Origin of the sequence: Roseinatronobacter bogoriensis DSM 18756 (genome assembly GCF_004366635.1) — a bacterium.
GTDB classification, from domain to species: Bacteria; Pseudomonadota; Alphaproteobacteria; order Rhodobacterales; family Rhodobacteraceae; genus Roseinatronobacter; species Roseinatronobacter bogoriensis.
On sequence record NZ_SORN01000001.1, the window covers coordinates 223,231 to 245,796 of the forward strand.

Here is a 22,566-nt window from a genome sequence, read left to right on the forward strand (position 1 = left end):
TCATGCGTTTTGCCGCCCTGTCGCTGGCCGCCACATTGGCCGCTGTCCTGCCGCTCAAGGCGCAGGATATGGTCGGGCATGGCGGGCCGGTAGGTGCGTTGGATAGCGGGCAGGGTGTTCTGCTCTCGGGCGGGTTCGATACACGCGCGATTTTGTGGGATATTCAGACCGCAACCGCGCGCAATATCACCCGGTTTCATGATGGCAATGTCACCGCCGTGGCCGTGCTGCCCGGGGGAGAGTTCGTCACCGCAGGTCAGGACGGGCGTCTTGCAATGTGGCAAAGCGATGGACGTGCCCCCGTCTTTTCCACTGAAGCGGGTGGCGCTGCTGTGGCGGCGCTGGCGGTGTCGGATGATGGCGCTTATGTGGCTGCATCATTCTGGGATGGGCGTGTCCAGTTGCTTCAGCGCGACAGCTTGCAGCTGCTGGACCATCAAGCCCATAGCGACAGGGTGACGGGCATAGGCTTTCTGCCTTCTGGTGATCTGGTGACAGTGGGCGGTGATCTGCGCCTTGTGCGCTGGGGCAGGGAGATGGATGTGCAGGCCCGCACAGACCTGCCAGCCCTGCCTAATGGCCTGACCATCACACAGGGCCGGATTGCCGTGATCTTTGCCGATGGCGCGCTGCGTCTGTTCTCGGAAAGTGGCGACTTGCTGCCGGAACGGTTTCTGACCGACCGGCCGCTTGTGTCTCTTGCGGCGACAGAGGCAGATGTTGCCGCCGCCGCGATAGACGGCACAGTGTGGCTGCTGGCGGGCGCGGATCTTGCGCAGCGGCAGATGTTTGCGGCGGAATCCGGCCCCGTCTGGGCGCTGGCGCTGGATGCAGAGCAGGTGTTCACCGCCGGAAATGACGGTGTGATCCGGCGCTGGTCACTGGCCGATGGCACATCGCTTGGCGGTGTAGAACTGGCCATGGCACAGGAATATACCGATGATAGCCGGGGGGCGGAAATCTGGCAGTCCTGCGCGGTATGCCATTCGCTGATACCCGATGACCATATGCGCGCAGGCCCCAGCCTGCATGGCATATTCGGCACCCCTATCGCCAGCCAGAAGGGGTATGATTACTCCGCCGCGCTGCGCGAATTGGATATTGTCTGGACACCGCGCACGGTGGCGGAGTTGTTCGAATTTGGCCCCGAAGCCTATACACCCGGATCGCGGATGCCAGAGCAGCGCATCGGCGACCCTGATGACCGGCAGGCGCTGGTCGAATTTTTGGAACGTGCGGCGCAATAGGGCGGGGGCCGCTGCCCGTTATCCCAGTTGCGACACCAGCCGCGCGCGGGCCTCGGGCAGGGGGCGGCCGATTGACTCTGAGAGCCAATGGTGCAGGAAATACCCGCTAAGGTGCAACGCATCGCGCGCGGCTTGCGCGTCGAGCGCCGCATCCGTTACCAGCCCCGCAGGCAGAACCAGCAATCGTGCGGCAAATTCGCCCGCTGCTTGCGCGGTGACCGCACGTCCGGTGCGGGGCGAGACATAGGCAAGCCCGTCAGTTGCGCCTGTCACTGCGCATTGTTGCAGGTCCAGCCCGAAGCCGGTTTCTTCCAGCAATGTCAGTTCCCACAACGCATAGTCACGTAGCCAACCGGGCTGGCCCAGCCTGTCCAGTAAGGCAACTGTCGCGGAATACAGCATGGGCGACGCCTGTCGTTCCGGCAAGGCATAGCGACACAGCGCACAAGCGGCACTTAGCCCCGCCAGTGCCAGCCTGTCACCCAGAACCATTGCCGCGCGCGCACGCGTCAATTCGACGGTGAAGCTGCCCATATGTTCTTCCAGCCGGGCGCGCCACGCCAGATCAAGCTGCGCACCGGGTTGCAGAACCGGCGCCATCTTGCGCGAGGCCCCGCCATGCACCACACCGGCATGGCGCCCGTGCAGCGCCGAGAATACCTCTATGATGGCGCTTGTTTCGCCATGCGGCCGCATTGCCAGCAAAATACCTTCGTCGCGCCAGTCCATGAGTTGGATGTGCCGCTTTGGCTGTCCATCGGCAAGTGTTTTCCTGCGGGTCGGTCCTGATTTAGGGTGGCGTGGAAGAATCAGCAGGGAGATTGCCATGAACCCGAAATACCGCATCACAGCTGGCCTGATCGGTGGCTTGGGGGTGGTGGTGCTGGCGACGCAGATTATGCTTAATCTTGCCCAGCATGGCGTGGGGCTGGGGCTGACGCTTTGGGGGCTGGCGGGGTTTTTCACCATTCTGACCAATGCGCTGATGGCGGCGACCATGCTGACCATTGCCATTACCGGCCAGCGCCTGTCCTTTGGCTGGATGACGATGGTCACCCTTTCGATGATCGTGGTGGGGGTGGTCTATCATGCCTTGCTAGCGCATCTGTACAATTTCAGCGGGCTGAACTGGTGGACAGATCAGGCGTTTCACACGATTTTCCCAGCACTCATGCTGTGGTTCTGGCTGATGGAGACGACACGCCATGACCCGCGCGGCGGCCAGCCCTTGTGGTGGCTGATCTGGCCTGCGGGTTATGCGGTTTACGCCCTTGGGCGCGGGGCGGTTAGCGGGTGGTACCCCTACCCTTTTCTGGATATGGGCCAGATCGGGGCCGGTGCCGTGGCCGTGAATGTGGCCGCGATGGTGCTGGGCTTCGGGGTGCTGGGATATGCGCTTAATTTCATTGGCCAGCGGATGCCGCTGCGCGACTAATGCGCCTGCACATAGGCCGCGCAGCCTGACAGGGCCGCATAATCATCTTCGACAATCGCCACCGGAAAGCGCGCAACCAGATCCGAGAAGCGGCCCATATCGGTAAAGGCAGATTCAAACCCGAAGCGTTCCAGCCAGGGCGCAAAAGCGCGCGCCACGCCGCCGATGAAATAGACCCCCCCTGCGGGAAGTGTTATCAGCGCAAGATCCGCTGTGACCTGCGCCAGAAGCCGCACATAATGCCGCCCTGTTGCATGGGCCAGCGCATCGCCCGCCTCCATCGCGGCCATGATCTGTTCGGCATTCAGGGCTGTGCCGGAATGTGCCTCTTGCGCGTGAAAGGCATAGAGCCGTTCCAGCCCGGAGCCGGACAGCACATCTTCGACTGAGGCAAACCCCCGCCTTTTGGTCAACCAGTCTGCCAGACGGTAATCTTCAGCCCCGTGCAATGGCAGATGGATATGCCCCGCCTCTGCCGGGGGGACGAAATGCCCTGCACCAGCGGCATAGACAGGGGCTGCATTCACACCCGTTCCCAGCCCGATGACCAGTTTTGGCCCCTCTTCGGGCTGTCCTGCGCGCAGGCGGCGCAGATGTGTATCTGGCAAATGGGCCAAGGCGTGACCTTGTGCCTGCAAGTCATTGAGCAGCGCAATATGCCCGATCCCGGTGGCTTTTGCCATTGCGCCTGCATCCACCTGCCAGCCCAGATTGGTCATTTCCGCCTGTGTGCCCTGCACCCGCCCCGCAAGGGCGATGGCCGCGCGTTCGGGCCGGTTGCGATGCCGGTCAAGAAAGGCCTGCAACACAGCATCCAGCCCGGAAAATTCGGCATTCCTGAACCGCTCGGTCGAGGCCGCAACCAGTGTCCGCCCCCGCGCCAGCGCGACGCGGGTATTCGTTCCGCCAACATCGGCCACAAGAACCGGGCTGTCACGCTCTGTCATCTATGATCTCTTTCAGTTCCGCGCCAAGGCTGCGCGCAGCGCGTGATACGATGCTTTCGGCTGGCGCTGCAAGGTTTCAAAATCGACATGAACAAGGCCAAAGCGTTTCTCATAGCCAAGCGACCATTCGTAATTATCCATCAAGGACCAGATAATATAGCCCTTCAGCGGCACGCCCTCTGTGATTGCGCGCCGTGCTTGGGCGATATGGCGGTTCAGATAGTCGATGCGGGCTGTGTCCGGCACTTGGGGCGTGTCGGGATTGGCCATGCCATTCTCGGTGACATATAGCGGCAGATCGCCTGTGTAATTGTCCCGCGCGAAATGCAGGAAATGGTGCAGCCCTTCGGGGCATATTTCCCAGCCCATCTGGGTTTGGGGCAGATTGCCGATATGTTCGGACAGGTTGGGCCACGCGCCCGGAGCATGGGCGATGCGCTTGCAGGTGTAGTAATTCAGGCCAAGCCAGTCCAGCGGTTGGCGGATCAGGTCCATGTCATCTTGCCAGCCCTGCGGCATATGCGGGCCAAGCCCTTCCAGCACATCTTCGGGATAGGCACCCTTGAACATGGCCCCCAGAAACCAGCGATTGTAGATCCCGTCATAGCGCGCGGCGGCGGCGCGGTCCTCGGCGCTGTCGGTCAGGGGCAGGGTATATTCGAAATTGCACACCGCCCCCAGATTGGACATGTTCAGATCGCGCATCACCTGAATGGCGCGCCCATGCGCAAGGCCGATATGGTGCATGGCGCGGGCAGCCGCGCGAATGTCGCGCAGACCGGGCGCATGCTGGCCCATGAAATGCGACAACCAACCTACGCACCACGGCTCGTTTATCGGGGCGGCGGACCAGATGCGGTCGCCAAGGCGTTTGCACAGAACCTGCGTGTAATCGGCGAACCAATCGGCAATATCGCGGTTGCGCCAGCCGCCAAGATCGGCCAGTGGCGAGGGGAGTTCCCAGTGATACAAGGTGAGTGCTGGTTTCAGCCCGCGTGCCAGCATACCGTCCACCAGCCGGTCATAGAAATCCAGCCCTTCGGCATTTACCGCCCCGCGCCCTTCGGGCATCACGCGCGCCCAGGACGTTGAAAAGCGGTAAATGTCGAGGCCAGCATCCGCGATCAGGTCCAGATCCTGCGCCCAGTGGCGGTAATGGTCACAGGCCCGCGCCCCATCTTCTGCGCGCACGACATTGCCCGGCGTAGCGGCAAAATCGTCCCAATGGGTGCGCCCGGCCTTGCCAAAGCCGTGCCCTTCGATCTGGTAAGACGACGTGGCGGTGCCGAACAGGAAGTCCGCAGGAAAACCGGCGCGTGAGAAATCAAACCCGCTCATCGTGACGCCGGCCCTGTAGAGGCCCCCAGCACAAGCGAGGTCTCCATCAATTCTGTCAAAGGGCCGCATTCCGGGTCGGTCACCAGTTGCAGCAGCATTTTTGCTGCGCGCCGCCCCGCTTCGCGGACCGAGGATTGTGTGGCTGTGAACATCGGCACATCTCCGTCATTGGGTAGATAAGACAATTCGTCATCATGTGTCACAACCGATACGTCGCGCCCCAGTTTCAACCCAAGGTCAGATAATCCGCGCCGCAGTCCGTAGGCCACAATCATGGAAGAGGCAAGAAACGCGGTTGGCGGGTCCGGCAGTTGCATCATTTCCTGCGCTGCGCGGTATCCGTAAGGTTCGGTCATTTCGGCCTGACGCATCAGAAATGGGTCGGGTTCGATGCCTGCGCCGCTCAGCGCTTCCAGATACCCTTTGCGGCGACGGCAGGCGAAATCCATTTCTTCCAGCCCGTTGACCAAGGCAATACGCCGATGGCCAAAGTCGATCAGGAATTGTGTGGCGCGATGAAAGGACCGGTGGTTGTTGATATCCAGCCAGGAATAGGGCGCAGTCACATTGCTGGTGCGCCCATGCAGCAAGAACGGAATATCCAGCCCCGCCAGCATTTCGACACGCGGATCATGGACGAGGGGGCCATGCACCATGACCCCGTCAACCGCCCCACGCGCGATCAGGTCGCTATAGGCGCTGGCCTCATCTGCATCGGCGACGACACGCAGGATCATTTCATACCCGGCGCGCGAATACACCTCGCCCGCGCCAGCAATGAAATCGGCAAAGATCGGGTTCACGATTTCATGGCTGGTCGAGACGGGGATCACATGGCCGATTGCCTGCGCGCGCCCTGTCGCAAGGCTTTTGGCGCGGGTGTTGGGGTGGTAATTGGCCTTGGTCGCCGCCGCGCGCACCCTTTCGCGCGTAGCGGCGTTGACTTCGGGAAACCCATTCAGCGCGCGGCTGACTGTCGTAGGTGACAGACCCAGCGAGGCCGCAAGCTGCTTTAGTGTTACGCCCATGATTTAGCCAAACCGTGTTGAATCATGCCGTTACTCTACGGAAATTTCCTCTGGTGAAAAGGGGGTATCTTGAAGGTATAATTTTCTGCACCTGCGAAAAGCCCAATAAATACTGCTGGTTTTCAAGAAAATCATTTGACAGAGAGTTTTGCTTCCGCCAACGTGCCGCTATCCAAAGCGGTTTGGGGATACGATTCCAAACTGCTGGGATGCTGATCAGCACGCGCATAAAAATTGTGCAAAACAACGAGTCAACCTTGGGAGGATGACAATGAAATCCAGATTTTACGCGAGCGCCGCAGTGCTGGCGCTTGTTGCATCGGGCGCGACTGCGCAAGACCTGATATTCGCGCCGGGTGAGGGGGCTTTCACTTGGGACAGCTATAACGCCTTTGCCGAATCCGTCGATCTATCAGGCCAAACAATCGAGATCACCGGGCCTTGGACGGGCAATGAGCGTGAAAAAGTTGACAATGTCCTCGCCTATTTTGAGGCGGCGACCGGGGCCACAGTCAACTATTCGGGCTCTGACAGCTTTGAGCAGGACATCGTCATCTCTACCCGTGCGGGCAGTGCGCCCAACCTCGCGGTATTCCCGCAGCCGGGGCTTGCCGCAGATATGGCCGCGCAGGGCCTGCTGACGCCGCTTGCCGAAGGGACAGCCGATTTCGTGCGCGAGAATTATGCCGCCGGGCAAAGCTGGGTTGATCTGGGCACTTATGCTGACCCGGATGGTAATGACCAGCTTTACGGGCTGTTCTACCGTGTCGATCTGAAATCGCTGGTCTGGTATTCGCCAGATGCCTTTGACGAAATGGGCTATGACATACCCGAGACGATGGAAGAGCTGAAGGCGCTGACCGAACAGATCGTCGAAGACGGTGGCACGCCATGGTGCATTGGTCTGGGGTCCGGCGCAGCAACCGGCTGGCCAGCGACAGACTGGGTCGAAGACATGATGCTGCGCCTGCATGAGCCAGAGGTCTATGACGATTGGGTGACCAACGACTTGCCCTTTGACGACCCGGCCGTGATTGAGGCCATCGACGCATTTGGTTGGTTTGTGCGCAATGATGATTTCGTCCAGGGCGGCGCAGAGGCTGCGGCGACGACCGATTTCCGCGACAGTCCGGCAGGGCTGTTCCAGATTCCGCCTTCCTGCTACATGCATCGTCAGGCGTCCTTCATTCCGGCGTTCTTCCCCGAAGGAACAGAAGTTGGTCAAGATGTCGATTTCTTCTATTTCCCGGCCTTTGAGGAGCGTGATCTGGGGCGTCCGGTTCTGGGCGCGGGCACTTTGTTTGCCATCACCAACCCCTCTGAGGGCGCTGAGGCGATGATCGAATTCCTCAAGCTGCCTATCGCGCATGAGTTGTGGATGGCGCAGGCCGGGTTCCTGACCGCACATGCGGGCGTGAATCTTGAAACCTATGCAAGCGATTCCGAGCGCGCGCAGGGCGAGATTCTGGCCGATGCGACAACTTTCCGCTTCGACGCCTCTGACCTGATGCCGGGCGAGATCGGCGCGGGCGCGTTCTGGACCGGTATGGTTGATTTCGTGACCGGCGCCGATGCCGACGATGTGGCCCGCGCGATCCAGTCGCGTTGGGATGCGATGCGCTAAGGCAAACCGTATCCGGGACGGGGCCACGAAACGGTGGCCCCGTCTTTTGCAAAGCTAGTTCCAATATCTGGACCGCGCGCCGGAGCATGATCGCTGCCAGATATGGTGGTGTTTGATAGCCCGCAGGGAGGGGAAGAATGTCACCAGTCTTTCAGGGGATGCTGACCATTATCATTGGTGTCGGGGGCTGTGTCGGGTATTTTTATTTCTCGAACATGCTGCTCGACAAGGTGATCTTCCCGGCCAAGGGGCCGAATACCGGGCGCAATATCAACCGTGCCAATCAGGTGCGCCCGTGGCTGTTTCTGTTCCCGGCCATGTTCGCGCTGGGTTTGTATCTGGCCTATCCGGTGGTCGGGTCTTTCTGGCGGTCCCTGTTTGACCGGTCAGGTGCAAATTTCATCGGACTGGGCAATTACATCGACCTGTTCAGCGAGGGGACTTTTCGCACTGCGGTCATTAACAACCTGCTGTGGGTGCTGTTCGTGCCGGCGATGGCAACCTTTCTGGGGCTTCTGGTGGCGCAGCTGACTGACCGGCTAAGCTGGGGCAATATCGCCAAATCCCTGATCTTCATGCCAATGGCCATTTCCTTCGTGGGCGCATCGCTGATCTGGAAATTTGTCTATTCGGCCAATCCCGATATCGGCATCATCAACTCGATCCGTGATGCGATGGGTCTGGCGGTTCTGGACCCGCTGCAAGTGCGGTTCTGGAACAACTTTTTCCTGATGTTCATTTTGGTCTGGATTCAGACAGGCTTTGCAATGGTGATCCTGTCTGCCGCCCTGCGCGGCATTCCCGAAGAGACCATCGAGGCCGCGATTATTGACGGGGCAAACCCGTTTCAGGTGTTTTTCAAGATCAAAGTGCCGCAGATCATGGGCACGATCGTTGTTGTCTGGACCACGATCACCATTCTTGTGCTGAAGGTGTTTGACATCGTTTACACCATGACAGGCGGCAATTTCGGCACGCATATCCTGCCCAGCTACATGATGACCTACATGTTCCGCGATGACGGGCGCGCCACGGCTGTGGCCTTCGTGATCATGCTTCTGGTGCTGCCGGTCATGATCTGGAACATCCGCCAAGCGCGCAATGAAATGCGCTGAGGGAGGGGCGAGATATGGACAATATCGCGGGACAAAATCAGGGCAGCAAACTTGCGGTCAATATTACAGTCATCATTCTGGTGCTGCTATGGCTGTTGCCGACAATCGGGTTGTTCGTGTCGTCCTTTCGTGACCGGGACCAGATTTCCAATTCTGGCTGGTGGCAAGCCCCTCTGGCGGTTGATCTGAATTTCCGGACCCGTGTGGCCGCCGACAACCCGCGCGAGGAAGGCGGCAGTTTCATTCTGGAAGGCAACGTGTTTGCCGACCCGGCCCTTGCCAGCAGTTTTCCCGATGCGACGGGCACGGTTTCCGCTTATGGAACCCGCGCTGTTGCCCCGGGCGAGTTTGCTGCGGGCGAGGTGTCGGACCTGCGCGCGGGGGGAACTGCGGTCGTCAATAGCGATGGCAGTTACCGGATCGAGACACCCGAGGCGCTGGACAGGGGGCCGACAATCTATTTCGAGGCCCGCACACCGCCGAAATTCACATTGGCCAATTACCGGACCGTGCTGTTTGCCGATGGGATGGATCGTGCATTTATCAACACACTGACAGTGACCATTCCCGCCACGATCATCCCGATCCTGATCGCGGCATTCGCGGCCTATGCGCTGGCCTGGATGGACTTTCCCGGCAGGGGGCTGCTGATTGCCGCTGTGGTGGGGCTGCTGGTCGTGCCGTTGCAACTGGCGCTGGTGCCGCTGTTGTCGCTGCATACGCATATTGGCATCGGGCAAAGTTTCCTTGGCATATGGCTTGCGCATACCGGGTTCGGGTTGCCGCTGGCGGTGTATCTGTTGCGAAACTACATGGTCGGGCTGCCGCGCGACATTATTGAATCGGCCAAGGTCGATGGCGCGACGGATTTCCAGATATTCGTGCGCATCATCCTGCCGCTAAGTTTTCCGGCACTTGCCTCTTTTGCCATCTTCCAGTTCCTGTGGACATGGAATGATCTGCTGGTGGCAAAAGTCTTCTTGCCATCCGGCTCGGATTCTCAGGTCATGACGGTGAAGATTGCCGATGACCTGTTGGGCTCTCGCGGGGGGGATTGGGGCATTCTGGCCACTGCGGCCTTTGTCTCGATCGCGGTGCCGCTGGTCGTCTTCTTCACAATGCAACGCTATCTGGTGCGCGGTCTGCTGGCCGGCTCCGTCAAGTAAGGACAAATAACGTGACTGCACAAACCCTGTTGCAGCCCGAAAACGGGCTGGAGCTTTACCCCGACTGGTGGCGCGGCGCAGTGATCTATCAGATCTACCCGCGCAGCTTTCAGGACAGCAATGGCGATGGTATCGGCGATTTGCGCGGTATCATGGAACGGCTGCCCTATATCGCCAGCCTTGGCGTCGATGTCATCTGGATCAGCCCTTTCTTCACCTCTCCGATGAAGGATTTCGGATATGATGTGTCGGATTATTGCGATGTAGATCCGATGTTCGGCACCTTGTCGGATTTCGACGCGCTGGTGGCAACGGCCCATCGGCTTGGCATCAAGGTGTTGATTGATCTGGTCCTCTCGCATTCCTCGGACCAGCATCCGTGGTTCAAGGAAAGCCGTTCCAGCCGCGACAACCCCAAATCCAACTGGTATGTCTGGGCCGATGCTAAACCCGATGGAACGCCGCCGAATAACTGGTTGTCCATCTTTGGTGGATCGGCTTGGGCGTGGGATGCAACGCGCCTGCAATATTACCTGCACAATTTCCTTTCGTCGCAGCCGGACCTGAATTTCCATGAACCCGCTGTGCAGGAAGAATTGCTGGATATCGCGCGTTTCTGGCTGGAACGCGGGGTCAACGGTTTTCGTCTGGATACGATCAATTTCTATGTCCATGACTATGACCTGCGCGACAACCCGCCCCTGCCACCAGAGCGGCGCAATGCCTCTATCGCGCCTGCGGTGAACCCGTATAACCATCAGGAACATCTCTACGACAAGAACCGCCCTGAAAATTTGGAATTCCTGCGCCGGTTCCGCGCGGTGTTGGATACTTATGATGCTGCTGCGGTTGGTGAAGTGGGCGATGCGCAGCGCGGGCTGGAGATTTTGGGCGAATACACATCTGGCGGCGACAAGGTTCAGATGTGTTATGCGTTCGAGTTTTTGTCCCCGGATGCACCCTCGGCCGCCCGGTTTGCGGCGGTGTTGCGCCATGCCGACCATGTCGCCCCGGAAGGCTGGGCGTGCTGGGCGTTTTCCAACCATGACGTGATGCGCCATATTTCACGCTGGAACCTGACCCCGGCCGCAGCGCGGGCCTATGCCACATTGATGATGTGTCTGCGCGGCTCCGTCTGCCTTTATCAGGGCGAGGAATTGGGCCTGCAAGAAGCGGAATTGCACTTCGATGACTTGCAAGACCCCTATGGCATTCAGTTCTGGCCGGAATACAAGGGCCGCGACGGGTGCCGCACGCCCATGGTCTGGGTTGCAGACAACCAGAATGGTGGCTTTTCCGGCGGCAAGCCGTGGTTGCCTGTCGCGCGCGAGCATCTGGGTCTGGCCGTAGATGCACAGGAACGCGCGCCAGATGCGCTGTTGCATCACTACCGCCGCGCGATTGCCTTTCGCCACGCGCATCGCGCGCTGTCGCGCGGCACGATGCGCAATCTGCATGTCTCGGGTGAGGTGCTGTCTTTCTTCCGCGAGGAGGCGGGCGAAGAACTGTTCTGTGCCTTCAACCTGAGCCATGACCCTGCAACCCTGTATTTGCCCGAGGGCAACTGGGTCCCCGTCGGGCAGGAACTGAACAGCTCTGGCGCGGGAGAGGACGGGCTGGTGCATCTTGGACCTTGGCAACCCTGTCTGGTCGTCAGAAGATAACAAGGGAGGAGGAGACATCATGGCCGATCTGAAGTTGACCGATGTCGAAAAGGCATATGGCGAGGTCAAAGTTCTGTCTGACATCAACCTTGATATCCAGCAGGGTGAATTGGTTGTATTCGTCGGGCCTTCAGGGTGCGGGAAATCCACGCTGCTGCGGATGATCGCGGGCTTGGAGAAGATTACCGCCGGAGAGTTGCAGATTGACGGGATGGTCGTGAATGACATCCCCCCTTCGCAGCGCGGCATTGCCATGGTGTTTCAGTCCTACGCGCTTTATCCGCATATGACCGTGCGCGATAACATGTCCTTCGCGCTGAAGATCGCCAAGAAATCCAAATCCGAGATTGACGCGGCGGTTAACCGCGCCGCTGATATCTTGCAACTTGGCCCTTATCTGGATCGTTTGCCAAAGGCGTTGTCGGGCGGGCAGCGGCAGCGGGTTGCGATTGGCCGGTCCATCGTGCGCGACCCGAAAGTGTATCTGTTCGATGAACCGCTCTCAAACCTCGATGCCGCGCTGCGCGTGGCCACCCGGATCGAGATTGCGAAACTGAAAGAGTCGATGCCCAATTCGACCATGATCTATGTGACCCATGATCAGGTCGAGGCGATGACACTTGCCAGCCGGATTGTCGTGCTGGCGGGCGGTGGTATTGCGCAGGTCGGCACCCCGCTGGAATTGTATGAACGCCCCAATGGCGAGTTTGTGGCGCAGTTTATCGGCTCTCCGGCGATGAACCTGCTAGCGGGCGAGATTGTGGGCACAGGTGCGCAGACACGCGTCAAACTGGCGGGCGGCGGTAGCGCGGTTGCCAATATCCCCACCACTGACGCCGATATGGGGCTGAAGGTCAATCTGGGCGCGCGTCCCGAAGATCTGGTCGCAACTGATGGCGACGATTTCCTCTATGCGGGCGAGGTCGAGTTGCTGGAGGCTTTGGGCGAATTGACCGTGCTGTATTTCAAGCCCGAGTCTGAAGGGGCGGCCCCGGTGCTGGCAAAGCTGGCTGGCATTCACACAGACCTGAAGGGCCGCAAGGTCAAGCTGAAGGCCGACCCGTCAAAGATTCACCTGTTTCATAACAAGGTGTCACTGTTGTATCGTTAAGTGCGGGGGCAGGGTAGAAAGCCGCACATCAAATGTTGCGGCTTTCCCCTGTTACTTCAGGCGATCCGAAATTCGCGCAGCAGGAAGTCCGGGACATGGTCGCCCATGCCTACGACCGCGCCGCGATTGTCCTGACCACGGTTGTCCTGCCCGCGATTGTCCTTGCGACCGCGTGACTGGCCGCGCCCGCGTGCGGATTTGGCATCGTCAAGGGTATACAGATTGGCATTCTGTTCGTCCTGCGCCTCGGGCTTTGCTTTTTGTTGCGCTGATTCTGTCGCGGGTTCAGCCTTGGGGGCCGGGGCGGCAGATTTCGCCTTGGATACAGAATGCGCGCGTCGTGATGTGGCGTCTTTCGCGGGTTCCGTTTCGGCCACAGGTTTGCCAATATCCAGATTCGGCGCTGTTCCGCGTGGCAGTTTGCGGTCCAGAAGCTGCTCGATCGCGTCGAGGTATTTCTGGTCAGCGGGGACCATCAGCGACACGGCCTTACCCGAACGCCCGGCGCGCCCAGTGCGCCCGATCCGGTGGACATAATCTTCCGGATGTGACGGCAGGTCAAAGTTGAACACATGGCTGACTGTTGGCACATCAAGCCCGCGCGCTGCCACGTCGGACGCGATCAGCAATCGCAACTCGCCATTGCGAAACCGCTCCAAGGTGCGGGTGCGCAGCGATTGGTCCAGATCCCCGTGAATGGGGGCCGCGTCCAGTTTGTGCTTGGTCAGGGACTTGGCAAGAATATCAACCTCGACCTTGCGGTTGCAGAAGATAATCGCGTTTTCCAGCTTGTCGCCTTCGGCGTCGATAATCGCGCGCAATGCTTCGCGCTTGATCTTGGCTGCGCCATCACGGCGGGTGGCGGGCAGTTCGATCAGTTCCTGTGCGATGTTCTCTGACGCGGTGGCCTGACGCGCAATTTCAATTCGCGCGGGGTTCGACAGGAAGGTATTGGTAATCCGCTCGATCTCTGGCGCCATCGTGGCCGAGTAGAAGAAGGTCTGGCGGGTGAAAGGTGTGAGGCCGAAAATCCGCTCGATATCGGGGATGAAGCCCATATCCAGCATACGGTCGGCCTCGTCCACGACCATCACCTCGACGCCAGTCAGCAGCAGTTTGCCGCGCTCGAAATGGTCCAGCAATCGGCCGGGTGTGGCGATCAGCACATCCACGCCCCGGTCGATCAGTTTGTCCTGTTCGCCAAAGGCCACGCCACCGATCAACAGCGCCTTGGTCAGGCGGGTATGCTTGGCATAGGTGTCGAAATTCTCGGCCACCTGGGCGGCCAGTTCGCGTGTGGGCGCCAGCACAAGGCTGCGCGGCATCCGCGCGCGTGCGCGCCCGCGCCCCAGACGCGTGATCAGCGGCAGCGTGAAAGAGGCTGTCTTGCCTGTTCCGGTCTGGGCGATTCCCAGTACATCGCGCCCTTCAAGCGCGTGCGGGATGGCCTGTGCCTGAATGGGGGTCGGGGTTGTGTATCCGGCTTCGTCAATCGCCTTGAGGACCTTCGGGTCCAGCTTCAGATCAGAAAATTGGGTCATATGCGTCCATTTGATACGGCATCGGGCCGCGATCGGTTCAGGGACGCTTTGCTACTACGCCCCGCGAGCGGAAATGCCATCGAAAGGTGGCATAGCCTCGTCCCATACGCTATTCGTCGAAAAAGGTCAATCTTCATGGGAATTGGCAGGGGAAAAGCGCCATCAAATTTACGCAAAGCTGATTTTGACCCGTTGCGAAAGGAAAACATCCGCGCTAAAGACGCCAAAGTTGTGCGGGTGTGGCGGAATGGTAGACGCGAGGGTCTCAAACACCCTTTCCGCAAGGAGTGTCGGTTCGACTCCGACCACCCGCACCATAACTTAGCTTTCCCCTGCCTTTTGCGGTGCCTGTCCCTTTGCGCCTGCGCGATCGGCTTTTGGCGTTATTCCGAACATTTTAACGTAATTGCGGGCAAAACTGTTGGGGTTAAAGCCGTAATCCAGCCCGATGCTGGTGATCGGGCGGGTGCTGACCAGCACATCATAGCGCGCCGTTTCCAGTCGCAATTCCAGATATAGCTGTTTGGGCGTCTTGCCCAGTTCGGTCATGAACAGGCGTTCCAACTGGCGTTGGGATACGGCAACCTTGGCCGCGATCTCTGAGATGGGCAGCGGGTCATCCATGAACCCGTCCATCAATTCCAGCGCAAGCTGCACCTTTGGGCTGCTGCTGCGGTATCTCAGCCGTGTGGGCAGTTTCTGCACCACCCGGCCTGCGCGCGTGCCATCCAGAATCAGCCGGGCAGAGATTTCATCTGCAAGGGTGGCAGGGCCAGACATGCGCAGATGCGAGAGCATCAGATCAGCGGCCGATAACCCGCCCGCGCAGGTGGCAATTTTCTGGCTGAAGGTGAAGAGCGAAGAGGTCACCGTGATGCTGGGGAAATTCTGTTCAAGATAGGGAATGTCTTCCCAATGGGCCGAAACAGACCGCCCTGAAAGCAACCCTGCCTGCGCCAGCCGCACCACCCCCGAGGATAGGCCCCAGATTTCGTGCCCAAAGCGCGCGGCCTTGTGCAGAAAGGACGAATGACCGGCATTGCGCGCCTGACACACCCCATCGCCAGACACGACAACGATCCGGTCCTCGCGCCCCAGCTCTGCAATCTGTCGGCTGGGGTCAATCCCCACCCCGTTCGAGGCCGTAACCCGCACATCGCCCAGCGTGGACACCCAATAGCTGTACTGCGTGCTGTGAGTCAGCTTGTTGGCCAGCCGCAGCACCTCGATGGCCGAGGTAAAGGGCAGCATCGCAAAGCCGTCTTCGACCAGAAAGACGAAAGCGGGCTTTGAAGTGGTCATTCTGATACGCCTTGATCACCTGTTTGACACAGCTTCACATGCGCACCCGCCCGTGTCGAGAGGGCAGGCGTCACAAGGGTATATCTGCAAGCTGGCGGTCACGCAGGCGCAGGCCATCAGGGTCGAATGGTGCGCGGTCCAGAATGCGGGCGCCATGTGGCTGGCCGAGAATCGCCACCTGTACCTGCCCATCATCGGGGCGCCTGCCAGCATTTACATAGGCGATGGCAAGTGATTTCTGCACGCCATAGCCATAGGCCCCTGATGAAACCTGCCCAAGTGGCGTTCCATCGGGCAGGAACACAGGCTCTCCGCCCTGTGCATCGGCGTTGGTCACGTCAATTTCCAACATGACCATCTGTTCACGCGCCGGCGTGTCACGGATGGCCAGCCATGCGCCCTTGTTCAGGAAATCCTTGTTATCGCAGATCAGCCCATCCAGCCCCGATTCCTGTGGCCAGTATTCGGGGCTGTAATCGCGCCCCCAGCTTCCATAGCCTTTCTCGACGCGCAGGCTCATCAGCGCGCGGCTGCCGACCGGGCCTGCGCCAAACTCGCGGCCTGCGTCCAGCAGGGCCGTATATAGCGCGACCTGATCTGTCGCGGCACAATGCAATTCCCAGCCCAGATCGCCGGTGAAGGACACGCGCAGCGCGACACAGTCCACCCCCGCAACGGTGATGCGTTGCGAGCGGAAGAAGGGGAAGTCCGCGTTTGACAGGTCCGTATTGGTCAGCCGCGCCAAAAGATCGCGCGCGCGCGGCCCTGCGACATTGAACCCGCAGGTGCTGTCGGTCAGGCTGTCAAAACGGGTGCCGTCGGGCAAGGGCACATCGTGGAAAAAGCGGGTGTGATAGCGCTCTGCCATGCCAGAGCCGATGACCCAGAAGTCCTGTTCGCCAAGCCGTGTGACAGTGAAATCCCCTGCCACGCCCCCGCGCTTGCCGATCAGCGGTGTCAGGCAGGACCGCCCCACGCGGGTGGGCATACGGTTGGCAAAAACGGCATTCAGCCAAGCCTCTGCGCCTGCCCCTGTTACGCGGTATTTTGCGAAATTCGAGATGTCGATAATGCCCGCATGGTCGCGCAGCATCCGCGCCTCTCGGCCCACAGTGTCAAACCACGGCTGACGGGTGAACCCGGCGCTGTCGGGGGTGGCTGCGTCGAAGTAAAGCGGGTGTTCCCACCCGTAATTCAGGCCGAAAACGGCCCCCATTTCCTGCTGCATCGCATAGGCTGGGCGGGTGCGTGCAGGGCGGCCTGCGGTTCGTTCTTCGCCGGGAAAGTGTATCTTGAAGCGGTTTGCATATTGGTCGGCCACCCGCGCGCGGGTGAAATCCTTGCCCGCCCAATGCCCGAATCGGGCCATGTCCCAGCCGAACAGGTCCAGTGACGGCTCTCCCTCGACGATCCATTCAGCCGCAAGCTTGCCCAGCCCGCCGGACTGGCTGAAACCGGGAATGATGCCGCAGCAGCAGAAATAGCCGCGCATTTCCGGCACTGGCCCCATCAGCGCCGACGAATCCGGCGACCAGATCATCGGGCCATTGATGACGCGCTTGATGCCCGCTTCGCCCACGGCAGGAACCCGGTCGATGGCGCGCAGGATGTTGTCTTCGATCCGGTCCAGATCATCGGCGAATAATTCATGCCCAAAGCCCAGCGGTGTGCCATCTTCCGCCCAGAACCGCATATCACGCTCATAGGCGCCCACCAGCAGCCCTTGCCCCTCTTGCCGCAGGTAATATTCGCCATCGCGGTCCGCGACCGATGGCAGGCGGCGGCCCAGTGCGGCTACGTCCGCGATGGTTTCGGTCACGAAATACTGATGCTCTGTCGGGATAAGCGGCAGCGTCAGACCTGCCATCGCGGCGACTTCGCGCGCCCACAAACCGGCGGCATTGATGACCCAGGGCGTGCGAATATCGCCGCGTTTCGTGCGCACGATCCATGTGCCATCCGGCTGCGCCTCGGTTCCGGTAACAGGGGTGAAGCGGTGAATTTCCGCGCCGCGTTGGCGCGCGCCTACGGCATAAGCATTGGTCACGCCTGAGGGGTCAACATTGCCGCCATCGGGTTCGAACATGATGCATTGCACCCCGTCGAAATTGACCAGCGGGTGCAGCCGCTCTGCCTCATTGCGCGAGATTTCGTGAAAGTTCATCCCATAACGGCGCGCTTTCGCTTCTTGCAGGCGCAACTGATGGACGCGCGCTTGCGTCTGCGCCAGATATAGCGATCCGGGCTGGAACACGCCGCAGGACTGGCCGGTTTCGGCCTCCAGCTCTTTATACAGCTGCATCGTGTAATGTTGCAGCCGCGAGATGTTGGTGCTGTCATGCAGCCCGTGAATATTTGCTGCCGCATGCCATGTAGAGCCAGAGGTCAATTCGCTGCGTTCCAGCAACACCACATCGGCCCAGCCCAGCTTGGCAAGGTGATAGAGGATAGAGCAGCCGATGACGCCACCGCCAATGACAACGGCTTGCGCATGAGAGGGAAGGGGTTTTGCGTGTGTCATGGCTCGGCGGTTCCGATCTGTTCCTTGCGGGTGGCAACATAGGCGTCCAGTTCCTCGCGGATGGCGGGGTCGAGGGCAGGTTCCTCATACTCCACCAGCGCGCGTTGCCAGATTTCAGTGGCGCGCGTCAGCGCGGTTTTTGCGCCTGCCGCCTGCCAGCCGCCGTAATTCGTCCAGTCTGACAAAAGCGGCTCGTAGAATGCGGATTGATAGCGCGCAATCGTATGGTCGGTGCCAAAGAAATGCCCGCCTGTGGGCACGGCGGCGATTGCATCAAATCCAAGCTCGGCTTCCGAAAAATCGACCGGCTTCAAGATTTCGATCATGTTCTGCAAGATCTCGATATCAAGGACCAGCTTTTCATAGGATGCGGTCAGCCCGCCCTCCAGCCATCCCGCCGCGTGATAGATCAGGTTGCCACCCCCCAGAACCGCGCCCCATGTGGACATGCTGGTTTCATAAGCCGCCTGCAAATCGACCGCATTGGACGCATTGGCGTTTGATGTGCGGTAAGGCAGCCCATAGCGCCGCGCCAATTGTCCGGCGATCAGGTTGGCCTTGGTGTTTTCCGGCGTGCCAAAGGCAGGCGCGCCCGATTTCATATCCACATTCGAGGTGAACGCGCCATAAATCACTGGCGCGCCGGGGCGCACAAGCTGGGTCAGCACAACCCCGAATAGCGCCTCGGCGTTTTGTTGGGCCATCGCGGCGGGCAAGGTCACGGGCGTCATTGCGCCCATCAGCGTAAATGGCGTGATAGACACGGGCTGGCCATGTTCGGCCATTGCAATCAGCCCCTCGCCCATTTCCTGATCGAACAGCCTAGGCGAATTGACCGAGATGATGGTCGTCACACCGGGGCTATGCGCCATCTCTTCACGCGAAATGCCGCGCGCAATCGCCATCATGTTGATGCCGTCCATCACCCGCCCTTTGCCGATGGCCGAGACATGGAAGGACAGCTCACTCAGCCGCAAATTGGCGAGGTAGGTGTCCAGATGCCGCGAATTGGCGGGCAGTTCCATGGGCGAGGTGACCTGATTGCCGATCAGGTGAATTGCGTTGAAATACTGGGCCAGGCGGATGAAATTTTCATAATCCGCAAGATTGCCCGCGCGCCGCCCGTTCACGCAATCATGTACATTTGGCGGGCCTGCAACCAGCCCGAAACACAGCGAATTGCCCCCAATCTCGACGCGGCGCGCAGGGTTGCGCGGGGTCAGGCTGGTGCGGCTTGGCACTGTTGCGAGGGCGTGATTGACAAGCTCCTCATCAAAACGCACCAGCCCTGTGTCGCGGTCCACCTTGGCACCTGCCTTGGAAAACAGGTCCAGCACAGACGCGCCGATAACACGCACCCCCAGTTCCGACAGAATACGGATCGAGGTGCGGTGAATGGCCTCGACCGCGTCCGGGCCTGCAATCTCCATCGGGGAATAGGGGTTGGTCAGGGTTTGCCACGGCAGTTGCGGCAGGCTGGTGCTGGTGCGACCGGCCTTGCTGCGCCGTCCCCCTGCGCGGCGTGGCGCGTTCATGGCCCAACCTGCAATATTGCGGCAGGGCGGGGCAGGGTGCAGGTAAACATCGCGTGTCCTTCCTGAACAGGTCAAGGCAATCTTACTGCGATGATGCGCGGGCGCAGGCTGCAAAACGCGACATTTTGCCGAAGCCACGCGCCAAATTGCGCCATGCGAGTGTTCGCCACGTGACGGAAAGTCCCGGCGTCCCAAGCGATGCTTTTGAGGGGGGTCGGCTTTGCGGGACTTTTCGGCCATTCGGCTGCGCGGAATCAAGGGCGTCAGCCCGCCGTGCATCGCCGGGCCGCCCCCACGGCACGGCGATTGGGCTGCCACCTGCGCAACGATCTGATCTTGCGCGGATTTGGCCAGCATAAAGTGCTACAGATTCACCCGTGGCTCGCCGCACCGCGGCCCGACGCTGCGCGGCTTGCCTAAACCATCCACCGTCCGAAACGCCCCCCCCCAAGCGGTCATAGGTATCTTGTGTCAGGCGGCAAACACTACGGGCGGCGCACCACATCCGGCACACCAAGCGAGTCGATCAGCCGCGTGGTTTCGCGGTGGATCAGTGCGATATTGCTGTCGCGCACCGTTGGCAGGGCATAGCGCGCACGGCGCAGCGTATCATAGGTCAGTGTTGCGGTAATCAGTTCCGGCTCTGACCCGGCCAGCGCCAAAAGCTTGCCGAACGGGTCGATGATCCGAGAGCCACCCCAGAACGTCAGGTCCCCTTCGCGGCCAGTGCGATTGGCCATCATTGAGGGCAGGCCGTACATGACCGAATAGAACTTCATCGTGCGCGCCCAGCCAGCGGGGTTGTCGAATTCCTCACCCACAGCCTCGATGCCCGATGACACAGGGCAGGCCAGCAGGGTTGCGCCGTGCAGGCATGCCAGATGCACCAGCGCGGGGTTCCACGCATCGGCACATATCAGCAGGCCCAGTTGCCATTGCTCATCTATCGCCCAGGTATCCACAAACCGCCCCGAGGCGTAATGCTTGCCCTCGTCCAGCTTGCCATAATTGGGCAGGTTGATCTTGCGGTGCAAGGTGACCAACTCGCCCGCCCGCAACACCGCCGTGGTGTTGTAGAATTGCGCGGCTGGCCCCTCTTCGATGAAGCCGGGGCAGATGATCATGTCGCCCGCAAGCTGCGACAGGGCGATCAACCGCGGATCGGTGCGGGGCATGGCGAAATCCAGCAGGCGCAGGGCACCATAATGGCCGGTCAGCGACAATTCGGGCAGCAACAGAAATTCTACACCTTCGCGGCGCGCCTGCGTGATCCAGTCCTTGTGCAACTCGAAATTGGCATCCAGATCATCTGGGTCCGAAGCAAACTGTGCGATTCCGACCTTCATGTTGTCATTTCCTGCTTGATCCCGGATTCGGGCGAAGATGGCGCTCTGTACCCGTGCGCGCAAGTGATTTCGCGGGCTTCTCTTTCAGAATATGCTACAGCATTGTCGCGGCGCCACTTGTTTGAAGAAAGACGGTAAATGACGGCCATCATGATTCAGGGCTGCGGCTCGAATGTCGGAAAATCCATGCTGGTGGCCGGGCTATGCCGCGCGGCGCGGCGGCGGGGCCTGCGCGTGGCCCCGTTCAAGCCACAGAACATGTCGAACAATGCCGCTGTCACGGCAGATGGGGGCGAGATCGGGCGCGCGCAGGCCTTGCAGGCGCTTGCCTCAGGGCTGGAGCCGGTGACCGACATGAACCCGGTGCTGTTGAAGCCAGAAAGCGAGCGCGGCGCGCAGGTTATCGTTCAGGGCAAACGGTTGACCACTGCCATGGCGCGGGATTACGCGCGGTTGAAGCCGCAGCTGATGGGCGCTGTGCTGGACAGCTTCAACCGCCTGCGCGCGGTGCATGATCTGGTGATCGTTGAAGGTGCCGGCAGCCCTGCCGAGGTGAATCTGCGTGCCGGTGATATTGCCAATATGGGCTTTGCGCGTGCGGCAGATGTGCCGGTCATGCTGGTGGGCGATATCGACCGGGGCGGCGTGATTGCGCAACTTGTGGGCACGCAGGCGGTGATCGACCCAGAGGATGCCGCGATGGTTGCGGGGTTTGTCATCAACAAGTTTCGCGGCGACCCGCGGCTGTTTGATGATGGCTATCAGTTGATTTCACAGCGCACCGGCTGGCCCGGTTTCGGGGTCGTGCCGTGGTTTGAGCGCGCCCATCTGCTACCGGCCGAGGACGCGCTAGATCTGGCATCAGGCGGGACGGGCAAGGGGATCAAGATTGCTTGCCTCGCCTTCTCACGGATTGCCAATTTCGATGACCTTGACCCGCTGGCCGCAGAACCAGAGGTCGATCTGGTCATGGTGCGCGCGGGCGAGGCGATACCGGGCGATGCGCGGCTGGTCATTTTGCCCGGCTCCAAATCGACGCGTGGTGATCTGGCATTTCTGCGTGCGCAAGGCTGGGATATTGATTTGCAGGCCCATATCCGGCGCGGGGGGCATGTGCTTGGAATCTGTGGCGGTTACCAGATGCTGGGCCACGTCGTGTCTGACCCTGATGGGATCGAGGGGCCTGCCGGTGACACGCCGGGGCTTGGCCTGCTGGATGTTGAAACCACGATGACGCCCGACAAGCAGTTGACGCGTGTCGAGGCGCAGCATGTGGCCACGGGGCTGGAGGTAAGGGGCTATGAAATTCACATCGGGCGCACGTCCGGTGCCGACCGCACACGCCCGTTTGCGATGGTGAATGATTCGCCAGAAGGTGCCATATCTGCGAATGGGCGGATAACAGGCACCTATCTGCACGGGTTGTTTGCGTCCGACCGTTTCAGGGCGCAGTTTCTGGAGGGGCTGGGTATACCCTCATCCGGGGTGGTTCATGCCGCATTGGTCGAACAGACCCTCGATGCACTGGCGGATCATGTTGAAGCATATATTGATGTCGCGGGCCTGCTGTCTTTGGCACGTTAATGCCGGCCGTCCCGCCTCGGGCATTGTCAGTTTCCGGTTTGCGTGGTGCAGGGGCGCGGTAT

17 protein-coding genes and 1 tRNA gene are annotated in these 22,566 nt (G+C 60.3%); 9 read left to right on the forward strand and 9 right to left on the reverse strand.

All coding sequences use genetic code 11. The features are described from left to right. The first annotated feature begins 2 nt into the window (after positions 1-2). Positions 3-1,247 (forward strand): c-type cytochrome, encoded by a 1,245-nt coding sequence (locus tag EV660_RS01020; protein WP_071481772.1) that lies wholly within the window; start codon positions 3-5, stop codon positions 1,245-1,247. An 18-nt stretch (positions 1,248-1,265) separates the two neighbouring features. Here the strand turns inward: EV660_RS01020 and recO are convergent, their stop codons facing one another. After that, entirely contained in the window at positions 1,266-1,976 is a 711-nt protein-coding gene (gene recO / locus EV660_RS01025; protein ID WP_071481771.1) for a DNA repair protein RecO, read from the reverse strand. Positions 1,977-2,073: 97 nt separating this feature from the next. Here recO and EV660_RS01030 point away from each other — a divergent pair, with 97 nt between their 5' ends. Continuing rightward, complete coding sequence (locus EV660_RS01030; RefSeq protein ID WP_071481770.1) at positions 2,074-2,682, forward strand: Pr6Pr family membrane protein; 609 nt, start codon at positions 2,074-2,076, stop codon at positions 2,680-2,682. Here EV660_RS01030 and EV660_RS01035 read toward each other — a convergent pair. From EV660_RS01035 to EV660_RS01045, 3 genes are read right to left on the reverse strand one after another with little or no spacing between them, the layout of a single operon-like run. Further along, positions 2,679-3,629, reverse strand: a complete 951-nt coding sequence (locus EV660_RS01035) for a glucokinase (protein ID WP_071481769.1) — start codon at positions 3,627-3,629, stop codon at positions 2,679-2,681. The genes EV660_RS01030 and EV660_RS01035 overlap by 4 nt on opposite strands. 12 nt (positions 3,630-3,641) lie before the next feature. Continuing rightward, a complete protein-coding gene (locus EV660_RS01040) occupies positions 3,642-4,967 on the reverse strand; it encodes a GH1 family beta-glucosidase (protein ID WP_071481768.1) in 1,326 nt (441 codons plus the stop codon). Next, positions 4,964-5,995: a substrate-binding domain-containing protein gene (locus EV660_RS01045; RefSeq protein WP_071481767.1), complete on the reverse strand. Its 1,032-nt coding sequence runs from the start codon at positions 5,993-5,995 to the stop codon at positions 4,964-4,966. The genes EV660_RS01040 and EV660_RS01045 overlap by 4 nt, the downstream gene beginning before the upstream one ends. A 271-nt stretch (positions 5,996-6,266) precedes the next feature. Here EV660_RS01045 and EV660_RS01050 point away from each other — a divergent pair, with 271 nt between their 5' ends. From EV660_RS01050 to EV660_RS01070, 5 genes are all read left to right on the forward strand, one after another. Next, positions 6,267-7,619, forward strand: coding sequence for an ABC transporter substrate-binding protein (locus EV660_RS01050; protein ID WP_071482343.1), 1,353 nt, complete (start codon positions 6,267-6,269; stop codon positions 7,617-7,619). 137 nt (positions 7,620-7,756) lie between these two features. Then, positions 7,757-8,734 (forward strand): carbohydrate ABC transporter permease, encoded by a 978-nt coding sequence (locus EV660_RS01055; protein WP_071481766.1) that lies wholly within the window; start codon positions 7,757-7,759, stop codon positions 8,732-8,734. A gap of 14 nt (positions 8,735-8,748) precedes the next feature. After that, positions 8,749-9,900 (forward strand): carbohydrate ABC transporter permease, encoded by a 1,152-nt coding sequence (locus EV660_RS01060; RefSeq protein WP_071481765.1) that lies wholly within the window; start codon positions 8,749-8,751, stop codon positions 9,898-9,900. A gap of 11 nt (positions 9,901-9,911) precedes the next feature. Then, positions 9,912-11,564 carry a beta-galactosidase BglA gene (bglA, locus tag EV660_RS01065; protein ID WP_232727318.1) on the forward strand — a complete coding sequence of 551 codons (1,653 nt, stop codon included), beginning with the start codon at positions 9,912-9,914 and terminating at the stop codon, positions 11,562-11,564. A 19-nt stretch (positions 11,565-11,583) separates the two neighbouring features. After that, positions 11,584-12,675 carry an ABC transporter ATP-binding protein gene (locus tag EV660_RS01070; RefSeq protein WP_071481764.1) on the forward strand — a complete coding sequence of 364 codons (1,092 nt, stop codon included), beginning with the start codon at positions 11,584-11,586 and terminating at the stop codon, positions 12,673-12,675. 56 nt (positions 12,676-12,731) lie between these two features. On the opposite strand, the gene EV660_RS01075 is transcribed toward EV660_RS01070, so the two are convergent. After that, entirely contained in the window at positions 12,732-14,216 is a 1,485-nt protein-coding gene (locus tag EV660_RS01075) for a DEAD/DEAH box helicase (protein ID WP_071481763.1), read from the reverse strand. A 233-nt stretch (positions 14,217-14,449) separates the two neighbouring features. Between EV660_RS01075 and EV660_RS01080 the strand changes: the two genes are divergently transcribed. Next, a tRNA-Leu gene (locus tag EV660_RS01080) sits at positions 14,450-14,533 on the forward strand. A gap of 4 nt (positions 14,534-14,537) precedes the next feature. Here EV660_RS01080 and EV660_RS01085 read toward each other — a convergent pair. The 4 genes from EV660_RS01085 to EV660_RS01100 form a co-directional block, all read right to left on the reverse strand. Then, positions 14,538-15,518 carry a GlxA family transcriptional regulator gene (locus EV660_RS01085; protein WP_071481762.1) on the reverse strand — a complete coding sequence of 327 codons (981 nt, stop codon included), beginning with the start codon at positions 15,516-15,518 and terminating at the stop codon, positions 14,538-14,540. A 70-nt stretch (positions 15,519-15,588) separates the two neighbouring features. Further along, positions 15,589-18,039 carry a GcvT family protein gene (locus EV660_RS01090; protein WP_071481761.1) on the reverse strand — a complete coding sequence of 817 codons (2,451 nt, stop codon included), beginning with the start codon at positions 18,037-18,039 and terminating at the stop codon, positions 15,589-15,591. Next, positions 18,036-19,574 (reverse strand): trimethylamine methyltransferase family protein, encoded by a 1,539-nt coding sequence (locus EV660_RS01095; protein WP_071482341.1) that lies wholly within the window; start codon positions 19,572-19,574, stop codon positions 18,036-18,038. The genes EV660_RS01090 and EV660_RS01095 overlap by 4 nt, the downstream gene beginning before the upstream one ends. A gap of 485 nt (positions 19,575-20,059) precedes the next feature. Continuing rightward, complete coding sequence (locus EV660_RS01100; protein WP_071481760.1) at positions 20,060-20,920, reverse strand: nitrilase-related carbon-nitrogen hydrolase; 861 nt, start codon at positions 20,918-20,920, stop codon at positions 20,060-20,062. A gap of 138 nt (positions 20,921-21,058) precedes the next feature. Here EV660_RS01100 and EV660_RS01105 point away from each other — a divergent pair, with 138 nt between their 5' ends. Beyond that, positions 21,059-22,504, forward strand: coding sequence for a cobyric acid synthase (locus EV660_RS01105; protein WP_100319208.1), 1,446 nt, complete (start codon positions 21,059-21,061; stop codon positions 22,502-22,504). Positions 22,505-22,566 lie beyond the last annotated feature (62 nt).

What these genes read in the sequence shown, in the direction of transcription:
- EV660_RS01020 (WP_071481772.1), top strand. Translation starts at nt 3, where the DNA reads ATGCGTTTTGCCGCCCTGTCGCTGGCCGCCACATTGGCCGCTGTCCTG.
- recO (WP_071481771.1), bottom strand. Translation starts at nt 1,976, where the DNA reads ATGGACTGGCGCGACGAAGGTATTTTGCTGGCAATGCGGCCGCATGGC.
- EV660_RS01030 (WP_071481770.1), top strand. Translation starts at nt 2,074, where the DNA reads ATGAACCCGAAATACCGCATCACAGCTGGCCTGATCGGTGGCTTGGGG.
- EV660_RS01035 (WP_071481769.1), bottom strand. Translation starts at nt 3,629, where the DNA reads ATGACAGAGCGTGACAGCCCGGTTCTTGTGGCCGATGTTGGCGGAACG.
- EV660_RS01040 (WP_071481768.1), bottom strand. Translation starts at nt 4,967, where the DNA reads ATGAGCGGGTTTGATTTCTCACGCGCCGGTTTTCCTGCGGACTTCCTG.
- EV660_RS01045 (WP_071481767.1), bottom strand. Translation starts at nt 5,995, where the DNA reads ATGGGCGTAACACTAAAGCAGCTTGCGGCCTCGCTGGGTCTGTCACCT.
- EV660_RS01050 (WP_071482343.1), top strand. Translation starts at nt 6,267, where the DNA reads ATGAAATCCAGATTTTACGCGAGCGCCGCAGTGCTGGCGCTTGTTGCA.
- EV660_RS01055 (WP_071481766.1), top strand. Translation starts at nt 7,757, where the DNA reads ATGTCACCAGTCTTTCAGGGGATGCTGACCATTATCATTGGTGTCGGG.
- EV660_RS01060 (WP_071481765.1), top strand. Translation starts at nt 8,749, where the DNA reads ATGGACAATATCGCGGGACAAAATCAGGGCAGCAAACTTGCGGTCAAT.
- EV660_RS01070 (WP_071481764.1), top strand. Translation starts at nt 11,584, where the DNA reads ATGGCCGATCTGAAGTTGACCGATGTCGAAAAGGCATATGGCGAGGTC.
- EV660_RS01075 (WP_071481763.1), bottom strand. Translation starts at nt 14,216, where the DNA reads ATGACCCAATTTTCTGATCTGAAGCTGGACCCGAAGGTCCTCAAGGCG.
- EV660_RS01085 (WP_071481762.1), bottom strand. Translation starts at nt 15,518, where the DNA reads ATGACCACTTCAAAGCCCGCTTTCGTCTTTCTGGTCGAAGACGGCTTT.
- EV660_RS01090 (WP_071481761.1), bottom strand. Translation starts at nt 18,039, where the DNA reads ATGACACACGCAAAACCCCTTCCCTCTCATGCGCAAGCCGTTGTCATT.
- EV660_RS01095 (WP_071482341.1), bottom strand. Translation starts at nt 19,574, where the DNA reads ATGAACGCGCCACGCCGCGCAGGGGGACGGCGCAGCAAGGCCGGTCGC.
- EV660_RS01100 (WP_071481760.1), bottom strand. Translation starts at nt 20,920, where the DNA reads ATGAAGGTCGGAATCGCACAGTTTGCTTCGGACCCAGATGATCTGGAT.
- EV660_RS01105 (WP_100319208.1), top strand. Translation starts at nt 21,059, where the DNA reads ATGACGGCCATCATGATTCAGGGCTGCGGCTCGAATGTCGGAAAATCC.